This is a genomic window from Pseudomonas sp. CM27 (assembly GCF_013179515.1).
GTDB lineage: Bacteria > Pseudomonadota > Gammaproteobacteria > Pseudomonadales > Pseudomonadaceae > Aquipseudomonas.
This window is the reverse complement of record NZ_JABMCN010000262.1, coordinates 1-8,311: the sequence shown is the minus strand read 5'-3', so window position 1 is coordinate 8,311 and position 8,311 is coordinate 1. Positions and strand designations below refer to the sequence as shown.

Sequence of the window (8,311 nt, the reverse complement as noted above, 5' to 3'; positions counted from 1 at the left end):
CAGGCTTTGTGCCCAACGATATGCAGGTCGGCCAGACCGGCAAGATCGTGGCCCCGCAGCTGTACATCGCCGTCGGTATCTCCGGCGCGATCCAGCACCTGGCCGGCATGAAGGACTCCAAGGTGATTGTTGCGATCAACAAGGACGAAGAAGCGCCGATCTTCCAGGTAGCCGACTACGGTCTGGTCGCTGACCTGTTCGAGGCCGTGCCGGAGCTGCAACAACAGCTCTGAACGTACAGCCAAGACGACAAAAAACCCAGGCCCTCCCCGCACGGAAAGGCCCAGGCAAAAACCAACTCGCAGTCAGGTCATACGCAGGCGCTGCCGTAGCGTTCAGGCATCCTGCAACGCACGTGGGCGGTGGCTGCGCGCTTCGGCGTCCGGCGCCTGGGCTGCCTGCAGATGGAAGTCGAACGCCAGCTCGGCAAAACGCTCGCCTTGCACGCCGCGGTCATGCGCTGCCGCCGCGTCCTCGATAAAGCGCAGGTCGCCGATCAGTCCGTCGCGGGTGGCGTAGGCAAAGTCGTCCCACAGGTACTGGTCACCGGCGAAGTTGATCTGCGTGGTCAGGTGGCGGTGCCCCGGCGCCGAGATGAAGAAATGCACATGCGCCGGGCGCTGGCCGTGGCGGCCGAGCAGGTCCAGGCATTCCTGGGTTGGACCCTGCGGGTCGCAGCCATACCCCGACGGCACGATCGAGCGCGCACGGTAGCGGCCTTCGGCGTCAGTGATGATGCGCCGGCGCAAGTTGTACTCGGACTGGGTCGAGTCAAAGTACGAATAGGTGCCCTGGGTATTGGCGTGCCACAGGTCAACGGTAGCGCCGGCCAGTGGCTTGCCATCGGCATCGAACACCTGCCCCTGCAGGAACATCACCACGCCCGGGTCGGTGCCGTCGTCCATGCGTACCTCGCCTTGCGCCAGCGGCGCCCCGGCAACGTACAGCGGGCCCTCGATGGTGCGTGGGGTACCGCCGCTCAGGCCGGCTTCTGCATCCTTGGCGTCCTGCAGCAGGTCGAGGAAATGCTCGATGCCCAGGCCGGCGGCCAGCAGGCCGGCTTCGTTGCGGCCACCCAGGCGGTTGAGGTAATCAACGGCCTGCCAGAACTCGTCCTCGGTGATTTCCAGGTCTTCGACCAGGCGCGCGGTGTCCTGCAGCACACGCAGGATGATCTGCTTGAAACGCGGGCTGCCTTCGGTGTGGTCCAGGCCAGCCACTTCGTTGAAGAAGGCTTGAATGTCGGCAGTGTGGGAAATTTTCACGGTCATCGCGCTTACCTCATATTGTTCTTGTCGGGTCGACAGGTGCGTCTCAGCGGTCGTCGCTGTGGATCGACGAGGGGTGCCGGCACAGGCCGTCGACCTCGATGTCCATGTACGGGAACAGCGGCAGCTGCATCAGGGTATCGTGCAGCGCTTCGACGCTGGGCACGTCGAGCACGCTGTAGTTGGCGTAGTGGCCGGCGATGCGCCACAGGTGTCGCCAGGTGCCTTCGCGCTGCAGGCGCTGGGCCAGTTCCTTTTCGTCGGCCTTGAGCCGGGCGGCCTTGGCCGGGTCCATGTCGACCGGCAGTTTCACGGTCATCTTCACGTGGAACAGCATGATTGTCTCCTTGCTATTGAATCAGCGGCGGGCGAAGCGCGCCAGGCGCTGTTCGTCCAGGGTCAGGCCCAGGCCTGGGGTACGGGGGATGTGCAGCTGGAAGTCGTGGTATTGGGGCGGCTCGTTGACGATTTCTTCGGTCAGCAGCAGCGGCCCGAACAGCTCGGTGCCCCAGGTCAGCTGGCGCAGGGTGAGGAAGGCATGGGCCGAAGCCAGGGTGCCGATCGAGCCTTCGAGCATGGTCCCGCCATACAAGGCGATACCGGCCGCCTCGGCGATTTGGGCGGTGCGCAGCACGGCACGCGGACCACCGTTCTTGGCGATTTTCAGGGCAAAGATGCTGGCCGCGCCGTCAGCGGCCAGGCTGAAGGCGTCTTCGACGCTTTCGATCGACTCATCGGCCATGATCGGCGCCGGGCTGCGCTGGTTCAGGCGCACCTGGCCGCCGCGGTTGATACGTGAAATCGGTTGTTCGATCAGGTCGATGCCATTGTCGCCAAGCACCTGGCAGGCGCGCAGGGCCTGGGACTCGTCCCAGTACTGGTTGACGTCGACGCGCACACTGGCGCTGTTGCCCAGTTCACGCTTGATCGCCACCACGTGCTTGAGGTCCTGCTCCACCGGGTTGGCGCCGATCTTCAGTTTGAATACGCGGTGGCGGCGAATTTCCAGCATGTGCTGGGCTTCGGCGATATCGCGGGCGGTGTCGCCGCTGGCCAGGGTCCAGGCCACTTCCAGGCTGTCGCGCACGCGCCCGCCCAGCAGTTCACTCACCGGCAGGCCCAGGCGCTTGCCTTGGGCGTCGAGCAAGGCGCTTTCGATACCCGACTTGGCAAAGGTGTTGCCCTTGGCCAGCTTGTCCAGCTTGAGCATGGCCGCGTTGATGTTGTCTGCCGGCAGGCCGATCAGCGCGGGGGCCAGGTGTGCGTCGATATTGGCCTTGATACCTTCGGGGCTTTCGTAGCCGTAGGCCAGGCCGCCGATGGTGGTGGCCTCGCCAATGCCTTCCACGCCATCGCTGCAGCGTACGCGCAATACCACCAGGGTCTGCTGCTGCATGGTGTGCATCGCCAGTTTGTGTGGGCGAATGGTCGGCAGGTCGACGATAATTGCCTCGATACGTTCAATCAGCGCGCTTGTCATTGTTGCCAGGTCCCGTCAGGTCGGGCTGCCAGCAGCAGGCCCGAATGGTGCATTTACTTGATTGGTCAAGGATTGCGCGAGACCCTGACAGCAGTCCAATATCAAATGAATCTCCCACCATACCCTGGAGGTCTGATGGAACTGCGCCACCTGCGTTACTTCAAGGTTCTGGCCGAAACCCTGAACTTCACCCGCGCCGCCGAGTTGCTGCACATTGCCCAGCCGCCGCTGAGCCGGCAGATCAGCCAGCTCGAGGACCAGCTCGGCACGCTGCTGGTGGTGCGCGAGCGCCCGCTGCGGCTGACCGAGGCTGGCCGCTTTTTCTATGAGCAGACCTGCACCGTGCTGCAGCAGTTGCAGAACATCAGCGACAACACTCTCCGCATCGGCCAGGGCCAGCGCCAGTGGCTGGGCATCGGCTTTGCCCCTTCGACCCTGTACGCCGTGCTGCCAGAGCTGATCCGCGAGCTGCGCCAGGACAGCGAGCTGGAGCTGGGCCTTAACGAGATGACCACCTTGCAGCAGGTGGAAGCGCTGAAAAGCGGGCGCATCGACATTGCCTTCGGACGCATTCGCATCGACGACCCGGCCATTCACCAGCAGGTGCTGTGCGAAGACCCATTGGTTGCGGTACTGCCCAAGGGGCACCCGTTGGCGGGCAACCCGCTCAGCCTTGCCCAGCTGGCCGGGGAAGCGTTCATCCTCTACCCTGCCAACCCCCGGCCCAGCTATGCCGACCATGTGCTGGGGCTGTTCGCTCACCATGGCATGAGCATTCGCGTCAGCCAGTGGGCCAATGAGTTGCAGACCGCTATCGGCCTGGTGGCAGTCGGGGTGGGCGTGACCCTGGTGCCGGCGTCGGTGCAGCAGCAGCATCGCACCGATATCGAGTATGCAGGCTTGCTGGACAGTGGCGCGGTCAGCCCGATCATCCTCAGCCGGCGCAAGGGGGATGTGAGCCCGATCGTTCAGCGCTGCCTGGCATTGATTGCGCAGCAGGCTGGATGAGCAGACCCCGCCAGTGGCAGGGGTCTTTGGGGGATTTCATGATTTTTGGTGAATTGCATCAGGGCTGACAGGTGTACGCCGCCGGTAAGCCAGCAGCAGAAACACAAACCACAACGGCATCACGCACAACGCCAGCCGGGTATCCGGCTGCAGCGCCAGCAACACCAGCACAAAGCCGAGGAAGCCCAGGGTAGTCACCGCCATCGGCACCCCGCCCGGCAGCTTGAACAACGAGGCCTGGTGCGCAGCCGGGTTGCGTTTGCGGTAGGCAATGTAAGCTGCCAGGATCATCGACCAGGTAAAAATCACCAGAATCGCCGAAACGGTCGATATCAAGGTGAACACGGTCATCACTTCGGGAATGATGAACAAGAGGCTCAACCCGATCAGCATGCACACTCCCGAAAACAGCAGGCTGTACAGCGGTACGCTGAGCCTCGACAGCCGGGCGAAGATGGCCGGTGCGTTACGCCGCTCCGCCAGCCCGAACAGCATCCGGCAACCCGAATACACCCCGCTGTTGGCCGACGAGGCCGCCGACGTCAGCACCACGAAGTTGATCATGCCAGCCGCTGCCGGGAAGCCGGCCAGCAGGAACAGTTCCACGAACGGGCTGCGGTTGGCCGGCACTTCGGCCCAGGACACCACGCTGATGATGCATACCAGCGCCAGGATGTAGAACAACAGGATACGCAGGGGAATGGTGTTGATGGCCTTGGGCAGCGAGCGATGCGGGTTTTTCGCTTCTGCGGCAGTGGTGCCGATCAACTCGGTGCCAGCAAAGGAGAACACGGCAATCTGGAAACCGGCAAAGAAGCCGCTGATGCCATGCGGCAGCACCGCACCGGGCGCAACCACGTTGGACAGCGAGGCGACTACGCCATTGGGCGAGGTATAGGAGGTGGCGATCATCACCGCCGCCGTGATGATCAGCAGGACGATGGCGACGATCTTGATGATGCCGAACCAGAACTCCACCTCGCCAAAAATGCGCACCGCCAGCATGTTCAGCCCCAGCAACACGAACAGGGTGAAGAACGCCGGCAGCCAGGCCGGTGCATCGGGGTACCAGTACTGGAAAAACCCGGCGACCACCACCACGTCGCCCACCACCGCCACGCTCCAGCTCAGCCAGTACGACCAGCTCAGCACAAAGCCGGCACGCGGGCCCAGGTAATGGGCGACGATGTCGGCGAACGACTTGAAGCGCAGATCGGACAACAGCAGTTCGCCCATGGCGCGCATGACGAAAAACACAAAGAACCCGAGAATGGCATACACCAGCAGGATCGAGGTGCCGGACAGCGCTATCACCTTACCCGAGCCCATGAACAGGCCGGTGCCGATGGCGCCACCGATGGAAATCAGCTGGATATGGCGGTTTTCCAGCGTGCGTTGCAGGTGCCCGTCACGGGCGGGCTCTGCCGGTTTGCTTTGCTCAAGGCTTGCGGACATGTCTTGCATGGGCGACCTCTTGTTATTGTTGGTCTGGCTAGTCGTGGTGCGCCGGGCCAGGCCCATGTAAGGCCTGGCCACGGTGTGTGGCGCGGGTCAGCGTGCGGCTTCGAAACCTTGCAGGGTGTTCACGGCATTGATGCCGATTTCATCGACCATGTAGCCGCCTTCCATCACGAACAGGGTCGGGATACCGGCGCTGGCGATTTCGGCGCCCATGCGCAGGAAGTCTTCGCTGGTGAGCTTGAAGTGGCTGATCGGGTCGTCCTCGAAGGTGTCGACACCCAGCGACACCACCAGGAACTCGGGCTGGTGCGCGACGATGCGCTTGAGTGCGTCCTGCAGGGCTGGCTGGTACTGCGCCCAGACCGTGCCTTTGCCCAGCGGGTAGTTGGCGTTGAAACCTTCACCCGCGCCCGCGCCGCGCTCATGGGCATAGCCGGAGAAGTACGGGTAGGAAACATGCGGGTCGCCATGCAGGGAGGCGAAGAACACATCAGGGCGATCGTAGAAGATGTTCTGCGTGCCGTTGCCGTGGTGGAAGTCCACATCCAGCACGGCAACGCGCTTGGCGCCCTGGCCCAGGCAGCGCTCGGCGGCGATGGCGGCGTTGTTCAGGTAGCAGTAACCACCCATGTATTCGCGGGCGGCATGGTGCCCCGGCGGGCGGCACAGGGCAAACGCACTGTCGGCGCCGTCGAGGATGCGTTGCATGCCGGTCAGGGCGACGTTGGCGCTGCTGCGCACCGCCTCCCAGGTGCCAGAGGTGATCGGCGCCCCGGCGTCCATGGCGTAGAAGCCCAGCTTGCCGTCGATGAAGCCCGGCTCGCGGTCAATGGCCAGGTCACGTACCGGCCACACCAACGGCAGGGCATCGTGGGTCTTGCCGGTGGCGGCCCATTCGCTCCAGGCGTTTTCCACAAAGCTTACATAGCGCTCGCTGTGCGCTGCCACATAACAGGCGCGGTCGAAGGCCTGTTCGGCAATCACATCGCCCAGGCCGCTGCTTTGCACCCGCGCGAGCACGGTGTCGGCTCGCCGGGGGTTTTCGAACGAGGGTGTGATCGCCCCGTCCTTGAGTTCCGAGCCATGGTGCAAGCGGTGGTTGTTGCTGAAGACAGTGAGCACGCGAATGTCCTTTTCCAAGGGGTTGGCGGATAACCAATTTTCGCGAGAGAGTGCTGAAAATGCTTTGCTTTATGCTCAGCCAAACCGGATGCTTGAGCAAAACATTCACTGGATTGTGCATTCATGAGCAAAGCCTTTGCTATCGAACAGCTGGATGAGACCGACCGCGAACTGCTGCGCCTGTTGCAGGAAGACGGCACCCTGTCCAGCGCGGCCTTGGGCGAGCGCCTGTCGATGACCGTGACGCCTTGCTGGCGCCGGCGCAAGCGGCTGGAAGAGCTGGGCATCATCAAGGACTACCAGGCCAATCTCGACCGCCGCAAGCTGGGCTACGACGTGATGGCGTTTGCCCAGGTGCGCTTTGGCAACCACTCGGCCGAGGCGCCGGACGAATTCGAGCAGGTGATCCTCAAGCTGCCGCAGGTGCTCTCGTGCCACAAGGTGACTGGTGAGGCCGACTATGTGCTGACGGTGCTGGCAAGTGACCTGGAGAGCTATGGCCGATTTGTCGAGGACGTGTTGCGCCGCCAGCCGGGCATCGCCTCGATTCAGTCGAGCCTGGCCCTGCGCGAAGTGAAGGCGGTGTCGCGGATACCCGTACCCTGAAAGGCTGACGCTGATGTTGGAGCGGCCTTGCGTCGCGAAAGGGGCGCAGCGCCCCCGGCTATCGCAAGGCGGACACTGCGATTGGCGCCATCGGCGACCCTGCACTAGCGTTGTGCTACCAGCCAGCCCCTACGTTCATGCGGAGCCTTCACCCATCATGCCGGACCTGCGCCCGAACCCGACGCTGTGCCTGGAGTACCGTGCCGAGAAGCCGATTTTCCACGCTTTTCTAAAGCAGGCGAGCCGCTGCCCGGATGCCACCGCCATCATTGCCCAGCACACCACCTGCAGCTACGCCCAGCTGGAGCAGGTCAGCCGGGGCATTGCCGCCTTTCTGCTGGCAACCGCGGCCAGCAGCGCCGATCGTGTGCTCATCGTCTCCAGCCGCAGCCCCGCCCTGATTTATGCCATGCTCGGCTGCCTGCGCGCCGGGCTGGCGTTCAGCGTGGCAGATGCCGCCTACCCCGCCGCGCGCATACAGCAGATCGTCCGCACCCTGACACCGGCCGTGGTGCTGGGTTGTGGTGACGCTACAATCGACGCCGACCACCCCCTTGCCGTTGCAGTGCCAGAAGGGCCTGCCGAGGCACTGCAGGCGTTCCCCTGCCAGCAAGCCCCGCTGCCGCCGATAGAGCCCGAGCAGCCGGCATACATCACCTTTACTTCGGGCAGCACCGGCGAGCCCAAGGGTATCGTCACCCATCACGCGCCGCTGGTGCACTTCATCGATTGGCATGTACGCCAGCACGGTTTTACCCCGGCCGACACCTTCTCGTTGCTCTCCGGCCTGGGCCACGACCCGGTCTACCGCGATGTGTTCACGCCCCTTTCGATTGGCGCGACCATCGCCTGCCCTACCCAGCCGACCCTGACCGACCCTTCGCAACTGGCCAGCTGGATTCACCGGCACGGCGTAAGCGTTATCCACCTGACCCCGCCGCTGGGCAAGCTGATCGAAACCGGTGCGCGGCTCAATGGCCTGGTGTTCGAGCAACTGCGTTGGCTGTTCTGGGGTGGCGATGCGCTCAGCCCGGCGCTGTACCGGCAAGTCCGCGCCATCGGGCCGAATGCCAGCAACGTCAACTTCTATGGCACCACCGAAACACCGCAAGCAATGGCCTTCCACAGGCTCGATCCAGCCACCGACATTGCCAAGGTGCCCTTGGGCAAAGGCATCGCCGATGCCCAGTTGCTGATCGTCAACCCGGCCCAGCAACTGGCCAGCGAGGGTGAAACCGGTGAAATCCTGATCCGCAGCCCTTACCTGTCGCATGGCTACTGGGGCGACCCGGAGTTGACCGCAGCCAGGTTCATTGCCAACCCGTTCACCGACAACCCGGACGACCGCTGTTACCGCACCGGCGAC

The 8,311-nt window shown here is 63.7% G+C and carries 9 protein-coding genes; 4 read left to right on the top strand and 5 right to left on the bottom strand.

The window, feature by feature from the left end; genetic code table 11:
• Nucleotides 1-233, top strand: a 233-nt coding sequence (locus HP547_RS24725) for an FAD-binding protein (RefSeq protein WP_218583496.1), incomplete at its 5' end; no start/stop codon positions are given.
• A gap of 102 nt (nt 234-335) precedes the next feature.
• On the opposite strand, the gene catA is transcribed toward HP547_RS24725, so the two are convergent.
• From catA to HP547_RS24710, 3 genes are read right to left on the bottom strand one after another with little or no spacing between them, the layout of a single operon-like run.
• Nucleotides 336-1,271 (bottom strand): catechol 1,2-dioxygenase, encoded by a 936-nt coding sequence (gene catA, locus HP547_RS24720; protein WP_172288001.1) that lies wholly within the window; start codon nt 1,269-1,271, stop codon nt 336-338.
• Between the two features lie 43 nt (nt 1,272-1,314).
• Nucleotides 1,315-1,605, bottom strand: a complete 291-nt coding sequence (catC, locus tag HP547_RS24715; RefSeq protein ID WP_172287999.1) for a muconolactone Delta-isomerase — start codon at nt 1,603-1,605, stop codon at nt 1,315-1,317.
• 21 nt (nt 1,606-1,626) lie between these two features.
• A complete protein-coding gene (locus HP547_RS24710) occupies nt 1,627-2,748 on the bottom strand; it encodes a muconate cycloisomerase family protein (RefSeq protein ID WP_172287996.1) in 1,122 nt (373 codons plus the stop codon).
• A 135-nt stretch (nt 2,749-2,883) separates the two neighbouring features.
• Between HP547_RS24710 and catR the strand changes: the two genes are divergently transcribed.
• Nucleotides 2,884-3,756, top strand: coding sequence for an HTH-type transcriptional regulator CatR (gene catR / locus HP547_RS24705; RefSeq protein ID WP_172287994.1), 873 nt, complete (start codon nt 2,884-2,886; stop codon nt 3,754-3,756).
• 36 nt (nt 3,757-3,792) lie between these two features.
• Here catR and HP547_RS24700 read toward each other — a convergent pair whose 3' ends face one another.
• Both HP547_RS24700 and HP547_RS24695 read right to left on the bottom strand, forming a co-directional pair.
• On the bottom strand, nt 3,793-5,220 hold the full coding sequence (locus HP547_RS24700; protein ID WP_172287991.1) for an amino acid permease: 1,428 nt from the start codon (nt 5,218-5,220) through the stop codon (nt 3,793-3,795).
• An 87-nt stretch (nt 5,221-5,307) separates the two neighbouring features.
• The gene (locus tag HP547_RS24695; RefSeq protein WP_172220238.1) at nt 5,308-6,339 is read right to left on the bottom strand and encodes a histone deacetylase family protein; all 1,032 of its coding nucleotides are present in this window, start codon (nt 6,337-6,339) and stop codon (nt 5,308-5,310) included.
• Nucleotides 6,340-6,462: 123 nt separating this feature from the next.
• On the opposite strand from HP547_RS24695, the gene HP547_RS24690 reads away from it, so the two are divergent.
• Both HP547_RS24690 and HP547_RS24685 read left to right on the top strand, forming a co-directional pair.
• Nucleotides 6,463-6,945 (top strand): Lrp/AsnC family transcriptional regulator, encoded by a 483-nt coding sequence (locus tag HP547_RS24690; RefSeq protein ID WP_172220241.1) that lies wholly within the window; start codon nt 6,463-6,465, stop codon nt 6,943-6,945.
• Between the two features lie 157 nt (nt 6,946-7,102).
• A partial coding sequence (locus HP547_RS24685; RefSeq protein ID WP_172287988.1) for an AMP-binding protein occupies nt 7,103-8,311 on the top strand: 1,209 nt, incomplete at its 3' end.

What these genes read in the sequence shown, in the direction of transcription:
- catA (WP_172288001.1), bottom strand. Translation starts at nt 1,271, where the DNA reads ATGACCGTGAAAATTTCCCACACTGCCGACATTCAAGCCTTCTTCAAC.
- catC (WP_172287999.1), bottom strand. Translation starts at nt 1,605, where the DNA reads ATGCTGTTCCACGTGAAGATGACCGTGAAACTGCCGGTCGACATGGAC.
- HP547_RS24710 (WP_172287996.1), bottom strand. Translation starts at nt 2,748, where the DNA reads ATGACAAGCGCGCTGATTGAACGTATCGAGGCAATTATCGTCGACCTG.
- catR (WP_172287994.1), top strand. Translation starts at nt 2,884, where the DNA reads ATGGAACTGCGCCACCTGCGTTACTTCAAGGTTCTGGCCGAAACCCTG.
- HP547_RS24700 (WP_172287991.1), bottom strand. Translation starts at nt 5,220, where the DNA reads ATGCAAGACATGTCCGCAAGCCTTGAGCAAAGCAAACCGGCAGAGCCC.
- HP547_RS24690 (WP_172220241.1), top strand. Translation starts at nt 6,463, where the DNA reads ATGAGCAAAGCCTTTGCTATCGAACAGCTGGATGAGACCGACCGCGAA.